Source organism: Gimesia alba (assembly GCF_007744675.1).
Lineage (GTDB): Bacteria > Planctomycetota > Planctomycetia > Planctomycetales > Planctomycetaceae > Gimesia > Gimesia alba.
Genome location: NZ_CP036269.1, coordinates 1,066,994 through 1,092,077, shown reverse-complemented (window position 1 = coordinate 1,092,077; position 25,084 = coordinate 1,066,994). Strand labels below are relative to the sequence as shown.

13 protein-coding genes are annotated in these 25,084 nt (G+C 50.0%); 3 read left to right on the top strand and 10 right to left on the bottom strand.

Features of this window, described 5'->3' with window-relative positions; translation table 11 throughout:
• Positions 1–224: 224 nt before the first annotated feature.
• From Pan241w_RS04155 to Pan241w_RS04140, 4 genes are all read right to left on the bottom strand, one after another.
• Entirely contained in the window at positions 225–4,136 is a 3,912-nt protein-coding gene (locus Pan241w_RS04155) for an AAA family ATPase (protein WP_145211388.1), read from the bottom strand.
• Positions 4,137–4,240: 104 nt separating this feature from the next.
• Positions 4,241–6,271, bottom strand: a complete 2,031-nt coding sequence (locus tag Pan241w_RS04150) for a flagellar basal body P-ring protein FlgI (RefSeq protein WP_145211385.1) — start codon at positions 6,269–6,271, stop codon at positions 4,241–4,243.
• A 328-nt stretch (positions 6,272–6,599) separates the two neighbouring features.
• Complete coding sequence (locus Pan241w_RS04145; protein ID WP_145211383.1) at positions 6,600–7,319, bottom strand: hypothetical protein; 720 nt, start codon at positions 7,317–7,319, stop codon at positions 6,600–6,602.
• 81 nt (positions 7,320–7,400) lie between these two features.
• The gene (locus Pan241w_RS04140) at positions 7,401–8,075 is read right to left on the bottom strand and encodes a hypothetical protein (protein ID WP_145211380.1); all 675 of its coding nucleotides are present in this window, start codon (positions 8,073–8,075) and stop codon (positions 7,401–7,403) included.
• 258 nt (positions 8,076–8,333) lie between these two features.
• Between Pan241w_RS04140 and Pan241w_RS04135 the strand changes: the two genes are divergently transcribed.
• Positions 8,334–10,370 (top strand): prolyl oligopeptidase family serine peptidase, encoded by a 2,037-nt coding sequence (locus Pan241w_RS04135; protein WP_145211377.1) that lies wholly within the window; start codon positions 8,334–8,336, stop codon positions 10,368–10,370.
• Between the two features lie 76 nt (positions 10,371–10,446).
• Positions 10,447–11,643: a RidA family protein gene (locus Pan241w_RS04130; RefSeq protein WP_145211374.1), complete on the top strand. Its 1,197-nt coding sequence runs from the start codon at positions 10,447–10,449 to the stop codon at positions 11,641–11,643.
• A gap of 95 nt (positions 11,644–11,738) precedes the next feature.
• Here Pan241w_RS04130 and Pan241w_RS04125 read toward each other — a convergent pair whose 3' ends face one another.
• The 6 genes from Pan241w_RS04125 to Pan241w_RS04100 form a co-directional block, all read right to left on the bottom strand.
• Positions 11,739–13,202 carry a DUF1501 domain-containing protein gene (locus Pan241w_RS04125; protein ID WP_145211371.1) on the bottom strand — a complete coding sequence of 488 codons (1,464 nt, stop codon included), beginning with the start codon at positions 13,200–13,202 and terminating at the stop codon, positions 11,739–11,741.
• A 64-nt stretch (positions 13,203–13,266) separates the two neighbouring features.
• Positions 13,267–16,176 (bottom strand): PSD1 and planctomycete cytochrome C domain-containing protein, encoded by a 2,910-nt coding sequence (locus tag Pan241w_RS04120; RefSeq protein ID WP_145211369.1) that lies wholly within the window; start codon positions 16,174–16,176, stop codon positions 13,267–13,269.
• A gap of 290 nt (positions 16,177–16,466) precedes the next feature.
• On the bottom strand, positions 16,467–17,918 hold the full coding sequence (locus Pan241w_RS04115; protein WP_145211366.1) for a DUF1501 domain-containing protein: 1,452 nt from the start codon (positions 17,916–17,918) through the stop codon (positions 16,467–16,469).
• Between the two features lie 41 nt (positions 17,919–17,959).
• Complete coding sequence (locus Pan241w_RS04110; RefSeq protein WP_198000317.1) at positions 17,960–21,190, bottom strand: DUF1549 domain-containing protein; 3,231 nt, start codon at positions 21,188–21,190, stop codon at positions 17,960–17,962.
• An 80-nt stretch (positions 21,191–21,270) separates the two neighbouring features.
• A complete protein-coding gene (locus Pan241w_RS04105; RefSeq protein WP_145211360.1) occupies positions 21,271–22,968 on the bottom strand; it encodes a FecR family protein in 1,698 nt (565 codons plus the stop codon).
• The gene (locus Pan241w_RS04100) at positions 22,965–23,522 is read right to left on the bottom strand and encodes a sigma-70 family RNA polymerase sigma factor (RefSeq protein ID WP_145211357.1); all 558 of its coding nucleotides are present in this window, start codon (positions 23,520–23,522) and stop codon (positions 22,965–22,967) included. The genes Pan241w_RS04105 and Pan241w_RS04100 overlap by 4 nt, the downstream gene beginning before the upstream one ends.
• 472 nt (positions 23,523–23,994) lie before the next feature.
• On the opposite strand from Pan241w_RS04100, the gene Pan241w_RS04095 reads away from it, so the two are divergent.
• Positions 23,995–24,999: a DUF1559 domain-containing protein gene (locus tag Pan241w_RS04095; RefSeq protein WP_145211354.1), complete on the top strand. Its 1,005-nt coding sequence runs from the start codon at positions 23,995–23,997 to the stop codon at positions 24,997–24,999.
• Positions 25,000–25,084: the final 85 nt, after the last annotated feature.

The window sequence follows — 25,084 nt, the reverse complement described above, 5'->3', positions numbered from 1 at the left end:
TTCACCACCGCAGAATCAAGCTGCGGCCAGGTTGCGTTTATTTATTGGTTTTGAGTGTGATTCTCATGAATGTAACCTCACCGAGTTCGGCCTAAACCGCGGCTAACGCCGTGCGGCTGATCTTGTTTTTAGCGACTTTGCCAGCCGGAATGACTTATTAGCCGAAGGGCGTTAGCCCCGGTTCCTTCCATATGCAAAGAGGCATTAGAATTAAGAAACACTATCTAAGCGGCTTCGGAAGAGCTGTCCGACTCATCGGCAGACGCCGACTGTTTGAAGTTTCCGTCTTCGCTGATGTCATCAAACCGCACCGACATCCGTTTCGAAACTCCTGACTGCTCCATTGTAACGCCATACAACACATTTCCGACAGTCATCGAACGCTTATTATGCGTGATCATAATGAACTGTGTCGTTTCTTTGAAATCATCAATCAGCCCGGCATAACGTTCGACATTCGCTTCGTCCAGCGCCGCATCAACTTCGTCCAGAATACAGAACGGGCTGGGCCGGCTGCGGAAGATCGACATCAAGAGCGCCACCGCGGTTAAGGTTTTTTCGCCACCACTCAACAGGGTTAAACCGCGCAACTCTTTTCCAGGAGGACGGGCCACGATTTCAATTCCACATTCCAGAACATCATCCGGATCCTCCAGAATAATATCCGCTTCACCGCCTCCAAACAGCTTTCGAAAGATTTCCTGAAAATGACCGCGGATCACTTCAAACGTATCGTAGAATAATCGCTTGCTCTCGGCATTGATGCGGCGAATGATTTCTTCCAGAGAAGATTTCGCTTCGTTCAGGTCATCCAGTTGCGATTTCATATATTCGAAGCGGCATTCCAACTCATCCAGGTCGTTCAGACTGTCAGAATTGACGCTGCCCATCATTTTGATTTTTCGTCGCAGTCGATTTACCTGCGCTTCAATCTCGGGGCGAATCTCAAGATAGAGCGTGGCATTAAAACCAGGTTCCGTCTGGTCCGCATCTTCATTTTCAACCAGTTCAATTTCAACCGGCTCCGAATTGTCTTCCGAAAGTAATCCAAGATCCTCTGAGACTGTTTCGCTTTCTTCTGCTGTCAATTCAGCCTGGACTTCCGCTTCACTCTGCTCCTGTTCCGCCTCGGCCTGTTCCTCGAGGTATTGTTTCAGAATCGATTCTCCTGTGGAGACAATTTCCTCCAGCGAGAGTTGATACTCTTCCTCAATACGTTCAGCCAGTGTGCTGATCTGATGCTCGATATCGCGCGTTTTGAATTCTTCTTCGTGTTTTTTTTCCCCCAGTTCGCGGCGTTCTTTCCGCAGCGCCGCTTCTTCGGCACTCAACTGTTTTTTGAGTTGCCGTTTTTCGTCACGCACGGCTGCCAGGCTTCTGGCTTGCTCCAGAAATGTCTCCTGAATCAAAAACTGTTCGTCCAGCACAGCGCGTGTATTTAAGATGTGCAGCTTGATCTGCGAATTTTTTTCCAGCGATAATTCATAACGCCGACTCGATTCTTCCTGCTGCTGCTCGCGCTGTTCGAATTCCAGCTTCAACCGGCCAAAACGCTGTGTCAGGCCGGTTAAACGCTCTTCGTGCGTCGCCAGTTCCAACTGGCGGGCGTTTTGCTGCTCTTTCATTTCCTGCACTTCGCACTGCTTGTTGAGCAAGATCGATTCGTCCTGCTCAATCTCTGACTGCAGCGCTTCCAGTCTGGTTTCTGTCTCCTGTTTCTCCACTAATACTGTCGCCGATTCGGTCTGCAATTTCTGAGCGTGCAGCTCCAGATCCTGCAGGTCGTTTCTGACGGTTGCTAATTCTTCGTTTAACTGCTCCCGTTTATGCTCTGCGGCAACCTTGGCAGCCTTCTCTGTAGAGAGTGCTTCGGAGGCAATTTGCATCTGCTCCTGGCAGACGCTCCGTTCTTCATCGACCGTTGATAACAAGGCATCCAGTTTTTCCAGCGCGGATTCATTCTCGTTTAAGGTCCGATCGATTCTGATCAGATCATTTTTCAGCTTTCGCAATTCGCTCTTCCGCGTGAAAATCGCAGACTCTCCGCCGATTGCCCCTACAAACACCGACTGATTTTCTTCAATCAGCTCTCCCTGTAGTGTGACAAAACGGCATTGCTGTCCTGTGGTTCGAGACAAATTCACGGCGGTTTCCAGGGAATCTACAATCCAGGTATCCGCCAGCAGCAGTTCTGCCAGTGCCTGATTTTCAGGCGTCGGCTTGACTAACTTGTCAGCCCGGTAAATCACCCCGCGCTCGGCCGATAAATCCAGTGAATCTTCGTTTTGTTCTGCCGAAAATGATTCTGTACGCGCCGTCTCGCCATCCACAGAGAAGCCGTTCACTGCAGACATTGTCTGATCATTTTCCGTCTGGTTGTGGGGCCGTGTAATAAAACCGACGCGTCCTGAAATCGAATACTTACCTTCTTTCAAGAACTGATACAGCGGATCAAATTCGCGTATCACTAATAATTGCGAACGATTTCCCAAAGCAACTTCCAGAAGTGCCGCCTGCTCCAGGTCCACATCCAGCAGGTCAGCCACGCTCCCGATAATGGTATTCCAGGGAGAATAGTTTGACGTCTGCGCGCGATTCAAGATTTCCTTGACGCCGATACTGATGCCTTCCTGGCGTCGTTCCAGATCTTCCAGCACACTTTTGCGAGCCTGATAGGCACTCCGCTTTTCTCGCAGGTCAGACAGTAGTTGTGTCTTCTGGTCCTGTTCGCTGAGAAGATTCTGCTGTTTTTCATCCACATCTGACAGACTTTGTGCAAACGCAGCGACTTTCTCGCCCGCTAATTCGAATTGGGCTTCGCATTTCGCCAGGGCAGACTCAGCTTCCTCGCCCCGGGCTTCCAGTTGCAGACGTTTTTCGTTCGCTTTGTCTGTTGAATTGTGATATGTCTCCAGCTGCGTTTGAATCGAAAACAGCCGATTATCCAGCGCCAGAGACTCCTTATTCAAGTCATGCACCTGCTGCTGTTTTTGTTGAATTTGTGCATTCGCCGCGTTCAGTTCTTCCGTGACGATCGCAATCCGCGAACGCGTTTCTTCCAGTTTTTCACGTTGCAGTTGAAACTCGGACTCGGAACTGACTTTTTCATTCTCAACCGCTTGCAAATCCTGCTGGATTTCCGATGTGCGCTTCGCCATCAGAATTCGCTGCTTGCGCAAACGAATGATCTCAGCTTCAAATTCGTGTTTTCGTTCAAGCTGATGTTCGATCGCGGTCTGATTGCCGGCGATGCCTTCCCGATGCGATGCCAGTTTTTTCTCAACCGACCGCAGCTGGTCATCAAACTCCGCGACCTCGGAATCAATGGCAGACAACTTTTCTTCGTACGTCTGATACTCGTTGTTCAACTCGTCAATCCGCTGTTGATACTGGCCGATGGTTGCCTGTAGAGAGGCGAGCTGAGAAGTCAGATGCCGCCAGTCATCCGCGGCCATTCCCATCCACAATTTGCGAAGTTCGGTCGAAGCTTCACGATATTTCGCTGCTTTCGAAGCCTGACTGCGCGTTGAGTTCAACTGTGCTTCGACTTCATCAACAATATCAGTCAGTCTGAGAATATTCTGTCCGACCCGCTCCAGTTTCCGTTCGGCGTCGACTTTTCTCGATTTATAACGGCTGATTCCCGACGCTTCTTCAAAGACGACGCGACGTGTCGCGGCATTGGCCTGCAGAATCTGATCAACGCGTCCCTGCTCGATAATACTGTAAGCCGAGGTCGCCGCCCCCGTCCCCATGAACAGATCGCGGATATCTTTGAGGCGAACTGGATTCCGATTCAACAGATATTCGGAATCGCCGTTCTTCCACAAGCGACGGCCGATGTGTACTTCATCGGCGTCAATATCCAGAAAGCCTTCTTTGTTATTAAACGTCAGCGTGGCTTCGGCGTAAGCGTTTGGCTTGCGTCCCTGCGAACCGTTGAAGATCACATCGGTCATGTCTTTGCCGCGCAGGCTCTTCGGGCTCTGGTCTCCCAACACCCATTTGATACCGTCCACGACATTACTCTTACCACTTCCGTTGGGCCCGACAACGCAAGTGATGCCATCCGAAAATTCAAAGATGGTCCGGTCGGCAAAACTCTTAAAGCCGAACAGTTCCAATGATTTCAGCATCACGTAACCTTACACGGGAAAACAGATAGTAGGAGCCTGACTTGAAACTGGCAAACACAACGCAAAAGTAACAGTTATAAAATTGGTGAAAGTTCGAAGTCGGTTTATTTTCTGAAGTAACGGAACAAGCTCTGGAACGTGGTCTGTTTGATGAATTTATCGTCGTCATCATCGTCTGATGATTTTGACTTGCGGTAATCTGCTAAACTTGCTTTTCCATTTTCATCTTCATCTAAGTCATACTTAGATTTTTTTGACGTTTTCTCCTGAGGTGCTCCCGAGTGGAAAATATTCGGAACCACATTCTGATTTCCGATACGAGCCCCCTTCTTCCGCTTAGGCTTGTTGGATTTCATAGATCCCGATTTCAGAGCCATCAAAGCATCTTCCTCGGTAGGCCGATAGTACATGCGGCCCCCTTCGGGTAATGCATCGATTTCAACCTGGCCGTCAATATTACCCTGTTGATTTGCCTGTAATATCATTTGGGCAATATCAGGATAACTGGCACCCATCTCGACCGCCGTTCGAATCACGACGGCAATATTTTTGGGAACTCGCTTCCGCTGATCCGGTTCGCCAACCTCGTATTTACTGACGGTAATTTCTTCGGTACCCGGTGCACCGGTGATTAAGACTTTTCCAGCCCGCACGGCAATCGGCACACGAAACTCCTGTTTCGAACCGAACAGAACTACTTCCGGATGCTTACGGTGGGTAATATGAATCATAGGTCCCCCATTTTTCGGGTTCCCCTCTTTGGCATCAGGATCATGATCGGCAACCGTTTCCAGTTCGGTCTCCAGAACGTGCAGCAGGAACTGCCCGTTCATATCTTCGCCGCGAATAAACGGATCGTTTTTATCCAGAGTCCAGAGAGCGCGAAATGCACCATAGCGGGTTTCGGCACTGGTCATACTCATCAAATCGCGTAGATACATGTGTGCTTCAGGCTCATCAATGGCCGACATCGCCGCCAGTGCATAGACACGGAACGCCGGTTCTTCGCGAGCCGCTTCTGCCAGCGCCTTGAGGCCCGATCCGTCATCCAGATAAGCCAGCGCGACAGCCGCATGAAAACGAACTTCCAACAGCGGGCTCTTCAGAGCCGCTTTCAGAATCGGAATCGATTTTTTACCGATCGCTTCCAGCTGAATCGCAGCACGCTCGGCTTTCTCAGGCATCATAATTTCCTCGGTCAGCTTCTGCATCCGCACACGTTGCGCCACATCGGTCTCCCGGAAGGCAATATTTCGGACCACCTGCAGGTAGCGTGAATCGTTATGCTTATACCGCGGCTTCAGCTTTAACACGACTTTCTTATCGGTCTTGGCTTCTGCCAATGGTTCTTCGATTCCGTATTTATCAAAGTGATGGAAGCGGCCGCCAATTCGATTGGCAATACGTTGTGCATTTCGAATACTCTTGAAATCATTACGCAGATACAACGCCAGATCACGGTCTTCCGCTTTGGAAATTCCACCAGACAGAATCCGTCCACGGCGCAGAATGCCTGCGGTCCCTTTTTTACGATCTTCTTCCGACATCGGCGGGATCAGAATCGACCCGCGTGCCTTGGCCAGGATATGACCTTTCAATAGGCCACGTCCCTGAATCATCGCCTGTTCAGCCAGGGGGGATTCCATTAACCAGCCCCCTTCCAGACTGGTCGCTTCACTGTTTCCGGGCAGATAGACTTCCACGTCGAATGTTTCGCCTTTGCGAATCAGCGGTGGCAGATAGGCTTTTACAATCACCAGTGCTGTGGAGGGACTGCGTAAAATATGGTTCGGATTTTTCACATTGCGGCGGCGCATCTCGCGAAGTAATGCTTCACGGTGCACCGAAGGCGGCGGATTTCCACCCGTCCCGTTTAAGCCGGTCACCAGTCCCACTCCTTGCAGTGCGATCAGATTTTTCCCCGTGATTTGCGTGTATTCTCCAATGAAGGGAGTCTCTACTTTCACGTCTGTTTCAAATTCATCAGCCAGCGACGTTTCGTCTTCGTCCGGACTTTGAGAACGCAGACTGGCCGGATTCAACCAGTTCTGTGGGTTCAAATTCAGTTTCTGACACCCCGTAAAACCGGCTGTCAGCATGATTACGACGATTAATAAATTGACTGAGCTCTTCACAGTACGACCCCGTTTGTGAGAAAAAAGTCTTTTCAGAATGTTTGTTTTCAACGAAGACCGGTCCCGAACGCAATTTGATCCTCAAGCAGCCAGGTGGTGTGAATACAACCTGTGCCCATTCAGTTTTTCAAACTGAATTACGCATTGAGTTATCAAACAGTGCCGGAATCGACAAAGTAGAAAACCTGAAGAGAATTGAGATTTGATTTGAGAGAGATTTGTGTGGATCGGAAGCTTATTGCAAAGTGAAAAACGGGTCAAGAGCGTTTTTCACCTTAGAAAACAGCAGAGATTGTTCTCTGAATTAGAGACATCTGAGTGGCTCAGCTTATTTAAGCAGTTGCAATTTCTCAGTTTCCGTACTTGGCTGACGCGTTTTCTTTTGGCTTTTTTTAAAACCAATCTGGCAGTCAGTAATCGAAATCCCGTCAAAAAAATCAAACTCACTCTGGGCGGAGGGCTCCACTTTCACCAGATCTGTCGATCTAGCCGGGCGTTCATTGACACTGACAATATCAATGGCAGTAATCCGCAGTGAATGCGGATCGGGGAAATAGAGTTCAATCCGGGAGGCTTCAATCTGAGTCGTTTTCTGCTTACTGGTTCGCAGCAGGGTGACATGTTCTCGATCCCGACAATGGAGAATCAACGACCGCCGATGAGCATAAGAAAATAGATTGGCATGCCGTGCAAACATCCGCAGTTGATCCCGCTCGTTTTCGATTTCGATATTCCCTTCCAGTCTCATTCTCAAATCCTGCTGATTTTGATACGAAACCTCAATCCAGTCTGCCGAAATCCGTGTTTGACCACACAAAAGCTGTGCATTTCCCTTCAGCGTGATGATTTTCTGGTCAGGACTCTTAACTCGAACACTCAGATCTTTTCCCCGCATGGAAAATGGGCCGAACTGAAGTGTCTGTGTTTCCGTCAACCGGACCGAATCGATTTTTGACTTTTTATCAGCGTCAAACTCAGGGTCCGTTGCCTGGCAAAGAATTTGATACCCAAACAGACAAAACAGTACAACGAAACTTCGTGCCAACATCACAAAACTCCCATTCCAGACTAATATAGTAGCCCTATCTGGTCCTCCAGACCTGACTCGTGATCATCACAGTTCTGTTTTTTACTCCTTCGGAGAACTGAAAAAATTAGCTTTAGGACTGGAAAACGGATCCGATTCGAAGGTCGGACGAGGAGTTTGAGGAACTCCAAAAAGATCACCAGGACTGGATTGGGGGCTGAAGAGACGATCTTCTTTGGTCGCATTCCGTTCCGAGATTTCGACAGGTCCCTGCGATTTGATCGACACGACGTTTTGATCTTTAAATTGAATTTCAATCTCGGCTGCTTCCATATGGGTGGTTTTTGAACCAGTATACCGGATCAAAAGTGCCTCTTGTTCTTCATCCCCTTTCAGCGTGAGGGCTTTCGCGCCAAAATCAAACTTGGCTTCCGCGGCATTGGCCCGCAGTTTGTCGCCTTTACTGAAAATGGTGACGTTTCCCTTCAGGTCGAGAACCGCATCCTCTATTTTTGAGTACGTGACATGGATAAAGTTGGCAGTGATCACGATTTCGTCGATTTTCAATGCAGATTGACCACGGAGACTGACGTCATGCTTGCCATCCCGTTTCACCTTATAATCAATTTCCTCTCCCTTAAGTTCCATTCCTGGAAGCTGGAGTGTATGCACCTTAGCCGCAGCAGTCGTTTTCTTTTCCTCTGCCGCAGAACCGGAAGTCACAAGCCCCAGGGAAATCACGGAAATCAGGCAGATCGAGAAAACGTTGTTGAACATGGTATGACTCCACTGACAATAAGGAAAGAAATGTTCTAGACTCAGGGGGCAAGGTGCGGCACTGTTCTAACAAACACGATTCAAAGGGTCCATGCCAATTTTCCCTAAAACAGTCTCTTTGCTCGATCGCAGAATATCTTTGCCGAAACAGTTTTCAAATCATCGTCCGTGCGGCATGATAGTAAGAACAATGTTAGTCACGATCGTTTAAGAAGTTACAACATTCCCGATCATCCGATATCCTGCGAGAGCCCCCCTATGATTTTTCCACGAAATTTTATTGTCAAAACTACAATCGCGTTAGCCCTGTGTGTGACACTTTCCCCTACCCTGGTGTATGCGGACGGCCCGGCTGACAACATTCCCGACAAGGTCCGTCGCATCCCTGCACTCGGCGTTGAAGTTCCCGCAGCGAAAAAACAGGAGCTACAACAGGGACTGGCGAAACTCCAGACCTCGCTGGATCAATTGAACAAGAGCAAAGACGCGCGAATCAAAGCGTTGATTCCGGATGTCGAAATCTATCATCGAGCCGTGCGGTGTGCCCTTGAATATCAGGAATTCTTTCACGAACGCGAAATTGGCAACGGGCTCAAGCTATTACAACAGGGGCAGGAACGGGCCGATCAACTACTCAAAGGGGAAGCCCCCTGGACACGTCAGACAGGACTGGTCGTCCGCGGTTATATCTCGAAGATCGATCAGACCGTGCAACCCTACGGCCTGGTGATTCCCGACAGCTATACGTTTGAAGGAAAAAGCCAGTATCGGTGTGACCTCTGGTTTCATGGCAGAGGCGAACGGCTGAGCGAAGTCAACTTCATCAGCCAGCAGCAACGCTCACGTGGACAATACACGCCTGCCAACACCATCGTGTTGCATCCCTACGGTCGCTATTCCAATGCCTTCAAGTTCGCCGGTGAAATCGATGTACTGGAAGCACTGGAATCAACAAAGCAGAATTACCGTATCGATGACGACCGCGTCTCCGTTCGTGGATTTTCAATGGGAGGCGCTGCCTGCTGGCAGTTCGCCGTACATTATGCGGATCGCTGGTTCGCTGCGAATCCGGGAGCCGGCTTTTCAGAAACACCTCTGTTCCTGGATGTGTTTCAGAAAGAGACACTGAAACCGACCTGGTACGAAAAGAAATTGTGGCAAATGTATGACTGCCCCGGTTACGCGCTCAATCTGTATCAGTGTCCGACCGTTGCCTACAGTGGGGAAATCGACCGTCAGAAGCAGGCAGCCGACGTGATGGAAGACGCCTTGAAAAAAGTCGGCATTGATCTCGTGCATATCATCGGCCCCAACACGGCACACAAGATTCACCCCGATTCCAAACTGGTCATCGAAGACAAAATGGATTCCCTCGCACGCGTGGGCCGTCAGCGAGTTCCCCGTACCGTGCATCTGGTTGCCTATACTTTGAAATACAATCAGATGGCGTGGGTCACCCTGGATGCGATGGGCGAAGAATGGACGCAGGCACAAATTGATGCCCGTCTGCGTTCGCGAAACCGGGTGGACGTCAAAACCAGGAATGTCACCGGATTCACACTGAAGATGGCAGCGGGAGAGTCACCAATGGATATGACGCAACCGGTCACCGTTCAGATTGATGATGTCGTACTCGAAGCGCCACGCCCCAAATCAGACCGTTCCTGGGAGGTTTCGTTTCATAATACTGCTGCGGGCTGGCAGTTGGGACCCGCCGTTTATGAACCGGGTCAACTCGTTAAAAAACATAATCTGCAAGGCCCGATTGACGATGCCTTCATGGATTCCTTTATTTTTGTCTCCCCGTCCGGAACCTGTGCTTCGCCGACTGTAGACAAGTGGGTTCAGTCCGAAATGAAACACGCCATCGTGCATTGGCGTCAGCAGTTTCGCGGTGATGCCCGCGTGATGCAGGATTCACTGATCACGGATAAAGAAATCGCTGCAAGCAATCTGGTGCTGTGGGGCGATCCCCAGAGTAACCAACTCATCAAAAAAATTGTGGACAAGCTGCCTATCCAATGGAACAAGGATTCGATTGTCGTCGGCAATAAGCAATACCCTGCCGATCATCATGCTCCCATCCTGATTTTCCCGAATCCGTTGAACCCCGAAAAATACGTGGTCCTCAACAGCGGCTTTACCTATCGCGAATATGCGTATCTGAATAATGCACGCCAGGTGCCGATGCTGCCTGACTGGGCGATTATCGACTTGCGTACTCCCGCGAGTAGCCAATATCCGGGCAAAGTCGTGGATGCCAATTTCTTTGATGAATTCTGGCGAGTAAAATAATGGAAACGAATTCTGATTCGTAGTGCTTCGTTTCGGAATGAACTGAAATCAATCCTCTTAGAATGATGAGTCCATCATGAAAACTCTGACAAATTCACTGCTTGCCGTTTTGTTTTTAACAATGACCGGTCTGGCTGCTGCTGAGGTTTCTTATTATAAGCCTTCCACAAAAACAGGGGCTTCACTCTGTGTAATTGTCAAAGACGATGTCCTGGCACATACCTCCCAGATCCTGCCTTTGAATATCAAAGGAGGACAAATTGCTGCAGGAGGCGCCGTTGACCAGACCGTGCTCGTACTCAAGAATCTGAAGTACTTACTCGGTAAAGTAGACAGTAATCTGAATCAACTGGTGAAGTTGAATATCTATGTTGCCCGTGAAGATCTGGTGCCGGAAGTACGACAACGACTGGCCCAGGAACTGGAAGTCACGGCTCAACCAGCGTGCACGTATGTGGTCACTAAACTGCCTGATCCCAAAGCGTTGGTGGCCATGGATGCTGTTGCCGTATCAGGTTCCAATAAGAAACTGGCACAAGCACAGATTTTTAATGACGATGTTTCCGGATTCCGTGCTGCTTTATTGCCGGCAGGACGCACTGCTTACATTTCAGGTCAGGCGGTAAAAGCTGACACCCTGGCGGAGTCCACTAAAAAGACGATGGAAGAACTTTTCCAGACCCTCAAGTACCTGGGAGGTTCACCAGAAAATATTATCCAGATCAAAGCCTTCCTGACTCCGATGTCCGAGGCAACAGCAGCCAGCCAGGTCATCGACGGTTTTTTCCCGTACGACAGCAAGCATCCCGTCACACTGGTCGAATGGTATTCCTCCCTGCCGATCGAAATTGAGATGATCGTCGCACTGCCAGACGATTCTTCTACAACGCGGCCTGCGGAGACCGTCACGTATAAAACGCCGACCGGTATGAAATCCTCGCCCGTATTCAGCCGGGTGGCTATTGCGAATGTCAGCGATCGAATTTATGTCTCGGGAATTACATCTAAAGAACCGGGCGACAACAGTACCCGGATTCACAGTGTGTTCAATCAGTTGAAGCAGGTCGTTGGCGAAGCCCATAGTGATATGGAGCATCTGGCGAAAGCCACTTATTATGTTTCTGAAAATGAAATCAGCGGCGACTTCGGCAAGATCCGCCAGGAATATTACAACCCTCAGCGTCCGCCGGCAGCTTCTAAAGCGACGGTGAAAAGCGTGGGGATTCCGAATCGGATTCTGGTGATCGATATGATCGCCGTCCCCGCAAAGTAGTGCTGAATTTACTTCGATGAGTCAAACAAAAAAAACGCCCTGTTGAACCAGGGCGTTTTTTTATCGATATGTATCGGTCATTTCAGTGACTGAACTCAGGCAATGATGTCATTCACAATCCGGCAGGGTTGACCGTCAATCAATGTCTGTTCTGCTCCGTTGCGAGTGAAGGTCAACCGCTCGGCATCGAGGCCGAATAGATGCATTAAGGTCGCGTGGTAATCACTGTGGCTGACTTTGTCTTTCACCGCATAGTGACCAAAATCATCAGTCTCGCCATACGTCATGCCTGATTTCAAACCACCGCCGGCCAGCCACATGGTGAAGCCGTAGGTATTATGATCGCGGCCCTGTTTCGCAACGCCGGCGTCATTCTGGATTACAGGTAAACGTCCCATTTCGCCGCCCCAATGCACGAGGGTTTCATCCAGCAAACCACGTTGTTTGAGGTCTTTGACCAGGCCGGCAGAAGGTACATCCACCCGCTTGCAGGTTCGTGGCAGTGAGGTTCGCATGCTGGTGTGGTGATCCCAATGCTGATTGCCTGTCATGATCTGCACAAAACGGACGCCGCGTTCAATGAGGCGACGGGAGATCAGACACCGTTTGCCGAACTCGGCTGATTCAGGAACATCGATGCCGTACATGGCTTGCGTAGCTTTTGTCTCCTGACTCAGGTCGAGTGCTTCCGTCGCCGCGGTCTGCATCTTGGCAGCCAATTCGTAGCTGGCAATGCGGGCGGAAAGATCGTCTTCGCCTGGATGCTGATTCAGGTGGCGTTGATTCAGTTGACCAAGGAAATCGAGGTATTTTTCCTGCGCTTTCCCGCTGAGATGGGGGGGCGCATTCAGATTCAGAATCCGTGGCTCTTTAGGACGAATCACGGTTCCCTGATAGAGGGAAGGCAGCCAGCCGTTGGTCCAATTATCCACGCCAAGCACAGGTGCGCCTCCCGGATCGACCATCGCGATGTACGCGGGCAGATTTTCCGATTCACAACCCAGTCCATAAGTCAGCCAGCTTCCCAGAGTCGGCCGGCCGGGAAGGATGCGGCCACTGTGCATCGCATAAATGGACTGGCCATGATTATTCACACCGGTATGCATGGACCGCATCAGTACGATGTCGTCTACGACTTCTCCCAGACCGGGTAATAGTTCAGACAATTCCGTACCGCACTCACCATGCTTGCTGAATTTCCAGGGGCTACCGAGTACTTTGGAACTCGCTTGAGCCGCGTTGTCATACTTGATGTCGCCCGGGAATTTCTTGCCGTCATATTTTTGCAGCATCGGCTTGGGGTCGAACATATCCAGATGGCTGGGGCCGCCCTGCATGAACATGGAGATCATGGCTTTCGCTTTGGGAGCGTGATGCGTGGGCTTCAGCTTCAGGTCAAAATGCTTCTTCTCCAACTCGGGCCGCACCACAGGAGTCTTAGCCTGTAACTGTTCCTGATTCAACAACCAGGATAATGCGACCGAACCAATGCCCATGGAACTGGTCGCCAGAAAATGACGGCGGGAATGGGCGGCTGAGATGTTTGGTTTATGATTCATAATTCGATACCGTTCTGATACCAGGCGTCAAAAATTTTTAAAGCTGATTCAATGTGAATCGATTTTAGTCAACATACAGAAACCCGTTGCTGCTCAACAACGCCTGGCAGAAAGTTGCCAGCGCCAATTGCTCCGGCGTTTTTCCGGCGGCCTTCGCTGTTGTTTTGAACTGGGGTATCTGCGATTTGATAAATTCAACTGACTGCTGCACTTCTTCAGTGGAAGGTTCTTTTCCAAACGCAAGCATCCAGGCCAGCTTGACCTGCTCAGCTTGATTTCCAGCCTGTTCTTTTTCCAGTCGCTCTGCAAAATATTCGGCATGTTCGACCATAAAGCCACTGTTCATCATTAACAGTGATTGTGGCGCGACGGTGGAAGATGAACGTTTTTCACAATTTGGCTCCATTTTCGGAGCGTCAAACATATCGAGAACCGCCAGAGGTTTACTGCGACTGACGGCCACATAGATACTGCGACGGAATTTGCGATCATCCATTTTGATGGCTTTCCCCTGACGGCCCGCCGAATCAACGTTCGCTACTCCGACGACGATCTGTCCGACTTCATCTTCTTTCACGGGCACGGGCTGACCATACAGGTCGGTTTTGAGCTTTCCGGTGACGGCAATAATCGAATCGCGAATCGTTTCCGCTTCCAGACGGCGGACGGGCATATGACCGTAAAGCAGATTGTCCGGGTCGGCCACATCATATTCGTCGGAACGTTGTGAACTTTGCCTATAAGCGGTGGACGTCATCAACATTTTATGCAGACGTTTGATTTTCCAGCCATGCGTTACGAAGTCGTTCGCCAGCCAGTCTAACAGTTCCAGATGCGTCGGCGGGATTCCCAGCTTTCCGAAATCGGTGGGTGAGGCGACGATGCCTTTACCGAAGTGATGCAGCCAGAGTCGATTCACGAAGACCCGCGCAGTCAAAGGATGCTGGCCGCTGGTGATATAATTTGCATATGCCAATCGGCGTCCGGTTGTCGGCAATTCTTTGTTGACAGCGGGGATCTCAACCGTTTTTTCCAGATTGGATTTAATCACCGTCAGGCCGGCGGGCAACAATTCATGCTTGGGTTGTTCGAAATCACCTCGATTGAAGAAGAAGGTTTTGGGAACCTTGCCGGGGACTTCGGTCAGCACCCGAATGAATTCTTCTTTCGGTTTCTTGTCGCGGATCGCGGTTGCTTTGTCGCTGTACTCCTTCAGGACAGCCGTCGTTTTCAGATCCAAAAACCGCTTGGCTTCGTCTTTATGGTGCTGGACCTCTGCAGCTCCTGCCTTATCAAACTCCGCAAGGTTGGAAGTGGAGACCAATAGCCCGGGAAACTCGGCGATGATTTTTTTCTGTTCGTCAGTCCGTTTTTTCGCATCCGCTTTCTGGGCCGCCAACGCATTGGCCCGTTGTGCTTCAGGAATTTTCTCCAGCGTTTCCTGCTTGATTTTTTCAACCAGCGTTTTGGCCAGTTCTTTGGCTTTCTGAGTCGCCTTACCCGATTGCTCGTGTAAGGTGCGGTCATACAGATACAGCGAACCGGCAGACAGACGATTAATCCGCGGATACTCTTTGAGCATTGCGACCTGCTCTTTAGTTCGCTCTTTTCCGGTTGTTTTATAGGCTTTGCGCATCGCGTCCCGCTTCTCCTCGGGAACATCGAGCAGCTCGCGTTCTAATGTCCGGTCGATAAACTTGTTGACCAGTTCGGTGCGTTCGGCGAGGACTTTTTTTGCCTCGGCTTCAAATTCATTGGCGATTTTCCGGTCTGCATCTGACATGATCGAAATACGACGGCCGGCCGGTGTTCGCCAGTTTTTCCAGTCGAACGCCGGTTCAAAAATGGCACGGAAGCGATAGTAATCGTTCTGGGGAATCGGATCGTATTTGTGATCGTGACACTGAGCACAGGCGACGGTCAAACCCAGAATCGATGACGAAACAATATCCACAGTGTCCGTAATCACCTGGTTCTTAGCGACCTCTTTTTCGGCGGGATTACTGCCCGTTCCATCCGGGGCCATCCGCAGGAATCCGGTCGCGACCAGCTTTTCCAGTTCTTCCGGCTTCAGCTTATGATAAGGGGGCTTGACCATTTCATCGCCCGCCAGTTGCTCCTGCAGAAACTGATCGTAAGGTTTATCTTCATTGAACGCGCGGATCACATAATCACGATAACGATATGCCCAGGGGCGTTCCATATCTTTGTTGTTGTAACCTTCGGAGTCAGCATATCCGGCGACATCCAGCCAGTGACGGCCCCAGCGTTCGCCATAATGTTTTGATGCCAGCAGACGGTCGATCAGCTTTTCGTACGCGTCCGGGCTTTTGTCATTGAGAAACTGTTTCAATTCTGCCGGCGTCGGAGGCAGACCGATCAGATCAAAAAATGCACGGCGTGCCAGTGCTGCTTTCGAAGCCTCGGAAGTAAAGGTCAGACCTTTCTCTTCGAGCTTGGCCAGTAGAAATGCATCAACAGGCTGGCGAACCAGTTTGGATTGCTTGACTTTGGGAACGGCATTATTTTTCACAGGCTGAAAAGACCAGAACGCCAATTCATCCGGGAATACATAATCAGCGTCAATTTTTTCCGGCTCTGGTCGCAAAGTGTGTGCACCCTGATCAACCCAGCGTTTGAGAATCGCCAGTTCTTCCTCGGGCATATGTTTGCCTTCGGGGGGCATTTCCTTGGCTTCAATGCGGGCAATCAGTTCACTTTCGCCACTTTTGCCGGGAACGATCGCGGGGCCGCTGTCGCCGCCTTTGACCATCAGACGTTTGAGACGCAGGTCGAGGCTCCCCTCCGTTTCGCCATTCTCACCATGACAGTGCAGACAGTGAACCTTGAGAATTTTGCGCACGTCATTTTCAAAAGAGAGGGCATCCGTTTTTTTCGCAGGGTCTTCGGCTTGAGCAGCACTCAGACTAAAGGAAACTGAAAACAGACACGCCAGGAAAAGTCGCCCGTTCATAGAAGAAGACTCTCTTGGTAATGGTTTAAGTGTGGGCTATCCCTGATGACAGGATAGTATTTTATGGAGGGCACATCGCACTCAAAGAACCAATAATATCTTAGAGTTGCTTATATATTATAGTATCGGTTTGCGGCGTAAGTGCAAGAGAGGAATTTCAAACGAGTTTGATTCAAGGAAAAGAGTGAAATTATCAGGTTTATGCAAAAAGCAAGGGTTTGAGTCTCCTGGAACACTCAAACCCTTGCGCATATCACGTAACTCTTTTTATGAAAGATACTTAGGAACGACTAGCCAGTCACCAGTTTTTTCATGAACTCACCTTCGTTCAAGGTGGGGCGTTCCGGGCTGCCTTTGTGGCGATATTCCAGTTTCATGTTACTGAGGCCCATCAAGTGATAAATGCTGGTATGAATGTCACGGACATGCATCCGATCTTCGACCGCATAGAGCCCCAGCTCATCAGTTCCGCCAATGGTCTGGCCCCCTTTGACACCGCCGCCCGCCATCCACATCGTGAACCCGGTGGGATTATGATCGCGGCCGTCTCCTTTTTCACTCATCGGAGTGCGACCAAATTCGCCGCCCCAGACCACCAAAGTGGAATCCAGCAAGCCGCGCTGTTTCAAGTCGGTCAGCAGACCAGAGACACACTTATCCATGCCTTTGCAAAGAGCGGCGTGACGTTTTTCAATACCGGAATGAGAATCCCATTTACTGCCGGCACCATTATACAGTTGAACGAAACGGACGCCCCGCTCGACCAGACGACGTGCTAACAGACAGTTCGTGCCGTAGACTTTGGTCTCTTTCTCATCCATGCCGTACATCTTATAAGTGGCTTCGGTTTCCTGCGTCAGATCGACGGCTTCCGGAGCTGCAGCCTGCATGCGAAATGCCAGCTCATAAGACTCCATTCGGGCAGCCAGCTCCGACTGCTGTTTTCGCGACTCTGCATGACGTTTATTTAACTGCGCCAATAAGTCCAACTTGCCGGATTCCTGGGATGGAAAAATTTCATCGGGACGGTACAAATTGGAAATCGGTGTTTTTCCGGTGTTGAGCCGCGTTCCCTGATAGACGGCAGGGATAAACGCCGTCCCCCAGTTACGCGGACCATTCACAACCGTGCTGGTATTATCCTGAATGACAACGAATGCAGGCAGACTCTCATTTTCAGTTCCCAGACCATAGGTCACCCAACTGCCTAAAGAAGGGCGTCCAGCCAGCGGAATGCACGTATTCATCTGACAGACGCCACCCGCATGATTGATGCCGTTCGTCCAGCAACCGCGTAAGACCGCGATGTCGTCAGCACACTTCGCTGTATGGGGCAGCCAATCGGAAATCCAAGTTCCCGCTTCGCCGTGCTGTTTCCATTTTCGTTGGGAGGGAAGCAGTGGCGCGTTGACTTCACCCATCGCGGTAATCGGTTTTTTGAAACTCTCCGGAAGCGGTTTTCCAGCCAGCTTCTGCAATTGCGGTTTGGGATCAAACAGGTCGATATGGCTTGGGCCCCCTTCCATGAACAGGAAGATGACACTTTTCGCCGTTGCCGGGAAGTGTGTCTGCTTGGCGGCTAAAGGGGACAATGGTTTGGTGCTGCCTTTGGCAGCGGCATTGGCCTGTTCCGCCATGAGCGCATTCAAGGCCAGCCCGCCGAAACCTGCACCCGCTGAATACAGAAGCTGGCGTCGACTCATCGTCGAATCAGGATATGCCTGTGATGATTGATTGCTCATAAGTCTATCTTTCCGCTATTGCTATCGTGAGTCACGAATGATTAATCGAGGTAGAGAAATTCGTTGGAGTTTAAGAAAACGTGACATAAATCTGCCAGTGCCTGATGGCGTGCATCGCTGGCGCCCATCGAAGTTTCAGAGGGAGGCAGGATATGCAGTGCATTTGCCAGGCTGTTTTTCAAAAGTCCGCTCTTGGTATTGAATTGCCAGAACGCAATCGTGGCTGAGGGGTTTTTCCCGCTATCTTGAATCAGGAGTTCTTCCTGACTCAAAGCAGCTCCAGACAGCCGCACGTTATCCAGCAGACCGTTCCATTTACTGCCAGTCGTTTTATCGCGACCCCCGAGTACCAGATTATTTTCAGGACGATAGTCACTGATGACTTTATGTTTGACTGAGACGCTCTGGAGCGGTTTCTTGGAAAACAGTTCTTTCACGAAAAACTGAATTCCCGATTCACCGGCTTCAGAAATCTTGACTGTCGCAGCGACATAATAGGGCTTATTTAATTCCAGATGCAGGTTGGAGGGCACCACTTCGTAGGTCAGTTTCCCGGCCTTGTTGTTACCCACCAGTTGCAGGATCAGATTGCGTGGTTTGTAAGCCGACTTCTTACTGGTGACTCCCAGTGACCAGCCTCGCTGTTTGTTGTTTCCCGTCCATTGTGAAGCAATGGTATTGACGGCGGCATTTTCATAGATCGACTCTAATTGCACATAAGCTTCGATCGTGAAATCCTGATCGGGAAGCGACTTTGATTGGGCCACATGCAGATTACTCAGAGTAGAACCTTTCCCGAGTTTGACGGCTTCGCCGGTCGTCTGTGTGATTTGACCGATGAAGGTTTGCTCCTGGCTGTCTGCTTCGGCTTTAATGCGTTTTTCCTGTGACTTCAGGAATCCGGACAGCAACTCCACTTCCGCAGGTTCGGGCGCTGTTCCATACGTCATCTTATGCAGGTACGTAATCAGCTCTTGATCATTGGCAAAGGATTTGGCTTTCAAAGTACGGGCCATCGCGTTCGCACGTTTGAGGAACCAGTCGCCGTTGATCATCAGCAGTGCCTGATTCGCGGTGGTGGTGACGTCCCGTTGCGCGACGCTTTTAATCCCGCCTGGCAAATCAAATGCACCCAGAACAGGGTCCTGTACGTTGCGTTTCATAATCGTGTAGATACTGCGGCGTGGCTGGCTCGCTCTGACACTGGGACCTCCCAGTTTCGTATCAAGTTCGCCTGAGAGGAACAGTGCCGAATCTCGAATATCCTCCGAATTAAGTCGACGAATATTGGCACGCCAACGTAGACGATTTTGCGGATCTTTGAGCTCGGCCTGTTTCGCCGCAGGATGAAATGCAGACAGACGATAGGTGTGCGAATTCATAATCAGACGGTGCATATTTTTGATGCTCCAGCCGTTGTCGACAAAATAACTGGTCAACCAGTCCAGCAATTCAGGATGGCTGGGTGCTTCGCCCATATGACCGAAGTCATTGGCAGTCGAAACCAGACCAGTACCGAAGTGATACTGCCAGACACGGTTGGTCATCACACGCGTAGTTAAACGGTTTTGAGGATTCACCATCCAGTTTGCCAACGCTGTGCGGCGGCCTGAAGAATGCGGGGCTGTTGAAATTGGAACAATTTCCGCTTCGCCGGGCTTCAACAGAGACAGGAAGCCGGGATCAATCGGTCGGTGGTCCGGGTCATCGGGAATGGTCGTGATGGGTGCTGCACCGCGTGCATCGGTCACACTCATGCCGGTCGGCAACGGTTTTGGTTTCAGCTTATCAAAAGCAGCCAGCTCTTTGAGCAGCTCATTGTATTTTTTCCCATTGGGCTTTTCACTCTTTTTGAGAGATGCCAGTGAGGATTTTTGCTTGAGGTCCACCTGCCGCTGAACGAGATCTGCCAACTGGTGTTCCAGTGCCGTCCGCTCCTGCTCCGGTTTGTCCATGATTTCCTGCAAGTCAGGCGGGAACATTTTAATCTGACTTTTTGCGGCTCTTTCCAGAGTGCTCTTCGTCAATTCGTCGATTTGTTTGCGAATCACTGCTGTCTTCTTTTCCCAGGCATCTAATTTCTGATTGTACTCTGCCAGTTCCTGTGGTGTGACAAAAGGCACATCATCGCGTGGCATTAGCGGAGCAAAGAAGGCACGCAGGCGGTAGTAGTCCTGATGCGGAATCGGATCAAACTTGTGATCATGACAGCGGGCACATCCCATGCTGACGCCCATGAACACGTCACCGGTGGCATCGGTGATATTGTCCAGAATATCATTCCACTGCGTGCGGGAATCGCGTTGATTATATTCATATAGATAGTGTCTGAGAAAACCGGTCGCCGCCAGTGCCTCGGGATCTTCCGGAGCAATTTCATCACCAGCCAGCTGCTCTTTGACGAACTGCGAATACGGTTTGTCGCTATTGAAGGAACGCACGACATAGTCTCGGTATCGCCAGATTTCCGGGCGGAATGCGTCCTGATTGAACCCGTCGGACTCGGCGTAACGCACGACATCCAACCAGTGCCGCGCCCATTTTTCGCCGTAGTGCGGGCTCTCTAACAGTTCATCGATCAATCGCGGCCAGGCGTCGGGAGAGGGATCATTCACAAAAGCATTGATTTGCTCTACCGTCGGCGGCAAGCCGATTAAATCATAATAGGCACGTCGAATCAGCGTTGTACGGTCCGCTTCACCCGCGGGGGTCAGGCCTTCTTTTTTCAAACGATCATAAATGAAGGCATCCACCGGGTTCTTAGACCAGGCCTGCGATTTGACTTCGGGAACTTTGGTTTGCTTCACAGGCTGAAACACCCAGAAGCTGCGATCTTCGTCGGTAAAGAACGTTTCGTTGTTACGTTGCTTGATTACAAAACCGGCGTTATCAGGCCAGTAAGCGCCGGTGTTGACCCAGCGGGTTAACGTGGCAATTTCTTTGTCTGAGAGTTTCTGTTCCGGTGGCATCTCAAAAGACTCAAAGTTAATTGCTTCCACGAGGAGACTTTCATGCGCCTTACCGGGAACGATGGCCGGGCCGCTTTCGCCCCCTTGCAACATGGCCTTGAGGGAATCGAGTCGCAATTCCCCTTTCTGTTTTTTCTCGCTGTGACATTCCAGGCAGTGCTTGATCAACAGGGGACGCACTTCTTTTTCAAAGAAGTGGAGTTGCTTCTGATCCACTGCCGCTTTGACCGGTTTCGTTTTTTCTGCGGCATTCACCAGATTCGCAGAAACGAAAAGAAACAGACTTAGTGTAAGGAGTCGCATGAACAAGGCCTCTTTCATTATTTTGATGCGGAAGACAAAACGATTTCTATCCTTCGGATCACATCACATTAAGTTCGCTATTATTTTTTGGAGTGTTTCAAGGGGGGGAGCCCGGCGATAAACACCGGATCAATCACGTCAACGTTATCCTGGGCATCCTGAATAAATAAACCTTCCACGGTTTCACCTTCAGCAAAACCCAGATCAGACAGATCAATGCCGACCGCCAATGCCTTGGCACCGACGATATGCAAATTGCCCCCGTTGCCGGAAGCGGTTTCCAGTTCACTGCGGGAACCAATGCCTGCCTGTTGATTTTTATTAAACAGATGTAACCAGAATTTCTCTAACGGCTTTGCTTCAGGTGAAGCGAGGTCGATATCAAACTGCTCTATTTTGTGCGTTTTGCGTTGGGAAGTAAACGGTAAGGGAGTGACATAAAACGCATCACCTGTTGTTGTATGCACGATGACTTGCAGATCAAACAGAACAATATCCGGCCCTGCATCATTCACCACGGGCTTGCGGAACCGAATCGCCATCCCGGGCGTATTAGGCTGGTTCGGATCTTCCACTTCATTCATCACAGGAGGCTCAGTTAACGGCGTTTCAGAGCCAAAGGGATTCACCACCCCGGTCAGCAGGCTGCGATCCTGATCCAGCAGATGCCGGCGTAATGTCAGTGGATTCCCATCCATAGCGGGGTCAACGCCATCATCGCGAGTCAGAAAAGATCTGCCTTTGTAATGCGTTAGCTCAATCCCGATCAAATCCTCAACCGCGTACTCATAAGCGGTTCCCCCACGCTGAATTTTGACGCTCGTCAGATCTTCTGCTTTTCGACGCGGGCCTAAAGTCGTGTTATAGGAGATCACACGATCTGGCAATTCGGAAACATATTGCGCACGATCAAAGGGAATTTCATTTACAACGAGACCATTATTGGTGGTTAAACGCTGAGCCATGCCTTTGGTTAGACGTTTTGCGGCAACCCCGGTATTCTCATCCAGCTTAATCGGTCGGACATCGGTTTCGCCTTCGATGACTTGCACGTCGGTATTTCCCGCTTCCGAAACATTCACAGAAAACCGGGTACCATAATCGACGACATTGGAGAGCGGCGTTTCCACCGTAAATCCTTCAGCGCCATCAGGAGCAAACACAGAACAGGAACCGTAGCGGACCGCCAGATGCTCGTCCCCTTCACTTTCAAATACAGCCGGTCCAGTGAGGATGACTTCCGCACCGTTGGCAAACACGAGCTGAACCTGTCCTTCTGAAATCGCGTATTCCTGATAGGCTTCAATGGTCGAACCCACTTTCAGAAACGGCGCCCCTTCGGCAAATCGGACGGCTGCCGTTTGAGTGACTTTCGCAACCGAAGTCTTCTCAGGGGTCATCTCTTGGCTGATTTGTGGTGCTGGAGAGGGAGATTGATTGAGAAACAGAAAGCCGCCCACGATCGCAGCGCAGACAGCAGTCAGCAACAGCCACAATGCCTGCGGCGCTTTCAATGACCGACTTGCGGGAGTCTTTGCTTCGGTTGCCGGCAGTGTCTGTGTATGAAAATGAAAATCGATCTCGGGCTCAGGCTGTTCATCGTGCAGCCGCTCCAGATTCAGATGCAGCTCCATGTAGTTAAAATACTTCAATCGGGCATCGGAGTCTGTCGCCAGAATATCCTGCAGTTGTTGATGTTGCTCTGGTGTAATCGTTTCATTACACAACGCACCGAAAAGTTCATACAGGAGTTCGTTTTGCTGATTGCTTTGATTCATTTTCCCTCTCCTGTAAAGGACATTGTGCGTTCAATACAGTGAGTCAATTGATGACGAATCTGGTTGAGCCTGTTATATAGTGTCTGAACGGCGGCCCCGACTGCTTCGGCGGCCTCCTTGACAGGCGTCTGATCCCGGTAGACCTGATCCACCAGGTGACGATCTTTCTCTTTCAGCTTTTTAATACAGTCCTGTAACGCAGTGGCCCGCTGATTCCATTTCAGCTGAGGAATCCCCGCTCTTTCATCAGCCAGTTGCTGAATTACATCTTCTCGAAATTGTAACCGTTTTCTCTGTGCAACTCGAATAAAGTTTTTCACTTCGTAGAACGCCACGCCACACGCCCAGGAGAAAAAGCTGCAGGTCGCATCATATTCCGGAAACTTTTTCCAGAGAATCAGGCTGGTTCGCTGAAAAACGTCTTCGGCATCATCCCGATTCGGCAGCAGAGAATAGATGTAGGAATAAATCTGGTTCCGATGCTGCGTAAACTCATGCAGAAACTGCATCTGCAAATCGTCGGGCAAGGCGGCATTTTCCAGGTCGTTGCTCATGAAACCTTCTTTATAACGATACAAACTCTCAGCTTCTGACACAGAAAATGAAGCCGCCTATCAAGCTATCGTACAAACTCCCGGCAACTTACTTCCGAATTCTATTCATAAATGATCTTTAATGCGAAAATTCGCCACCCGCTCGTCAATTCTAAACTAGATTTAGGTAACTGTGATGCAAAAAGTAACATGTGAGCACTAAACAGGACTCTTTTATGTGGAAAACAATTATTTTTGAAAAATTTTCAGGTAAATCACTGCTTTTGCATACGAATGCTTAATGAGGGCACCTTGAATATTGTTCACTAGAACAGGGTGTTTGGTGAAGCATTTCCTCAGCCTCTTATCTGTCAGGCCACCTGAATAGAGGTCTGATCCTACAATTTTTGCGTTTCTCTGGACTATTTTTATTCATTATTCCAGTTGAAGATATTGTTATCCGGATTCGGTTTAGAAAGACAGGAACGACTCTATGAACAAGTTTAGTCGCTCGCGTTCTCAACGGGGCTTTACCCTGATTGAGTTACTGGTCGTGATCGCCATTATTGCGATTCTCATTGCATTACTTTTACCTGCCGTACAGCAAGCACGTGAAGCCGCCCGCAGAAGCACCTGCAAAAATAATTTGAAGCAAATGGGGCTGGCAATGCACAACTATCACGAAACGTTTCGCACATTCCCTCCCGGTTATGTGGAAGAAATCCTGCCTACCAATGGCGGCGTGGTGGTTGACAATGAAGGTCACTGGGCCTGGAATGCCTTATTGCTGCCTTATCTCGATCAGGCGCCGCTGTTTAATCAGCTCAATGTGGGCACCGTTCCCGTATCAACGGTACTCAATAATGCCACCATTCGTACTACCATGCGGCAGACCCTGCCTGTCTTCCGTTGCCCTTCTGACACAGGTCCCCAAATTCATGACGAAGCAGGCCGCAGAATTAAAGCAACCGGAGGGTCAGAATACGGTCTGGCGGTTACAAACTATATTGCGTCAAACAGCTCCTATGGTTTAAAGAAAGACCAGGGATCTGATCCCGCCAGCACGGCCAATGGCGCGTTTTTCCGCAATAGCTCAATTAAAATGCGTGATTTATCAGATGGCAGCAGTAATGTAATTCTGGCCGGCGAACGCGCTTACAAACTCGGCAACAACAAAGCATTTGCCGGTGCCCTGTATGCAGCCCGCGATTATAACGCTACTGGTCCTGCCATCAGTTCTGCTGGCTCCAGTTCCAACCAGGGATTGATCTCCATTTTTGGAGGTGGTGCGGCCCCAATCAACGCCAACGCCTCTTCAGGACAGGGAAGAATTGCCTTCAGCAGCCGTCATGTAGGCGGTGCCCATTTCCTGTTTGGCGATGGCCGCATTAAATTTCTCAGCGAAAACATCGACCACAAAGCCGCTACTATCGCAAACGACAGTACTTTTGAGTACCTGATCGGAATCGATGATGGCAATGTTGTTGGTGAGTATTAAGGCCCTGTCTTAAAATTCACTAAAACCAGATTATAAGGGACAAGCAGTGATTGAAACTGCTTGTCCCTTTATTATTGTTCTCATA

What these genes read in the sequence shown, in the direction of transcription:
- Pan241w_RS04110 (WP_198000317.1), bottom strand. Translation starts at nt 21,190, where the DNA reads ATGCGACTCCTTACACTAAGTCTGTTTCTTTTCGTTTCTGCGAATCTG.
- Pan241w_RS04105 (WP_145211360.1), bottom strand. Translation starts at nt 22,968, where the DNA reads ATGAATCAAAGCAATCAGCAAAACGAACTCCTGTATGAACTTTTCGGT.
- Pan241w_RS04120 (WP_145211369.1), bottom strand. Translation starts at nt 16,176, where the DNA reads ATGAACGGGCGACTTTTCCTGGCGTGTCTGTTTTCAGTTTCCTTTAGT.
- Pan241w_RS04145 (WP_145211383.1), bottom strand. Translation starts at nt 7,319, where the DNA reads ATGTTGGCACGAAGTTTCGTTGTACTGTTTTGTCTGTTTGGGTATCAA.
- Pan241w_RS04115 (WP_145211366.1), bottom strand. Translation starts at nt 17,918, where the DNA reads ATGAGCAATCAATCATCACAGGCATATCCTGATTCGACGATGAGTCGA.
- Pan241w_RS04125 (WP_145211371.1), bottom strand. Translation starts at nt 13,202, where the DNA reads ATGAATCATAAACCAAACATCTCAGCCGCCCATTCCCGCCGTCATTTT.
- Pan241w_RS04130 (WP_145211374.1), top strand. Translation starts at nt 10,447, where the DNA reads ATGAAAACTCTGACAAATTCACTGCTTGCCGTTTTGTTTTTAACAATG.
- Pan241w_RS04155 (WP_145211388.1), bottom strand. Translation starts at nt 4,136, where the DNA reads ATGCTGAAATCATTGGAACTGTTCGGCTTTAAGAGTTTTGCCGACCGG.
- Pan241w_RS04100 (WP_145211357.1), bottom strand. Translation starts at nt 23,522, where the DNA reads ATGAGCAACGACCTGGAAAATGCCGCCTTGCCCGACGATTTGCAGATG.
- Pan241w_RS04135 (WP_145211377.1), top strand. Translation starts at nt 8,334, where the DNA reads ATGATTTTTCCACGAAATTTTATTGTCAAAACTACAATCGCGTTAGCC.
- Pan241w_RS04095 (WP_145211354.1), top strand. Translation starts at nt 23,995, where the DNA reads ATGAACAAGTTTAGTCGCTCGCGTTCTCAACGGGGCTTTACCCTGATT.
- Pan241w_RS04140 (WP_145211380.1), bottom strand. Translation starts at nt 8,075, where the DNA reads ATGTTCAACAACGTTTTCTCGATCTGCCTGATTTCCGTGATTTCCCTG.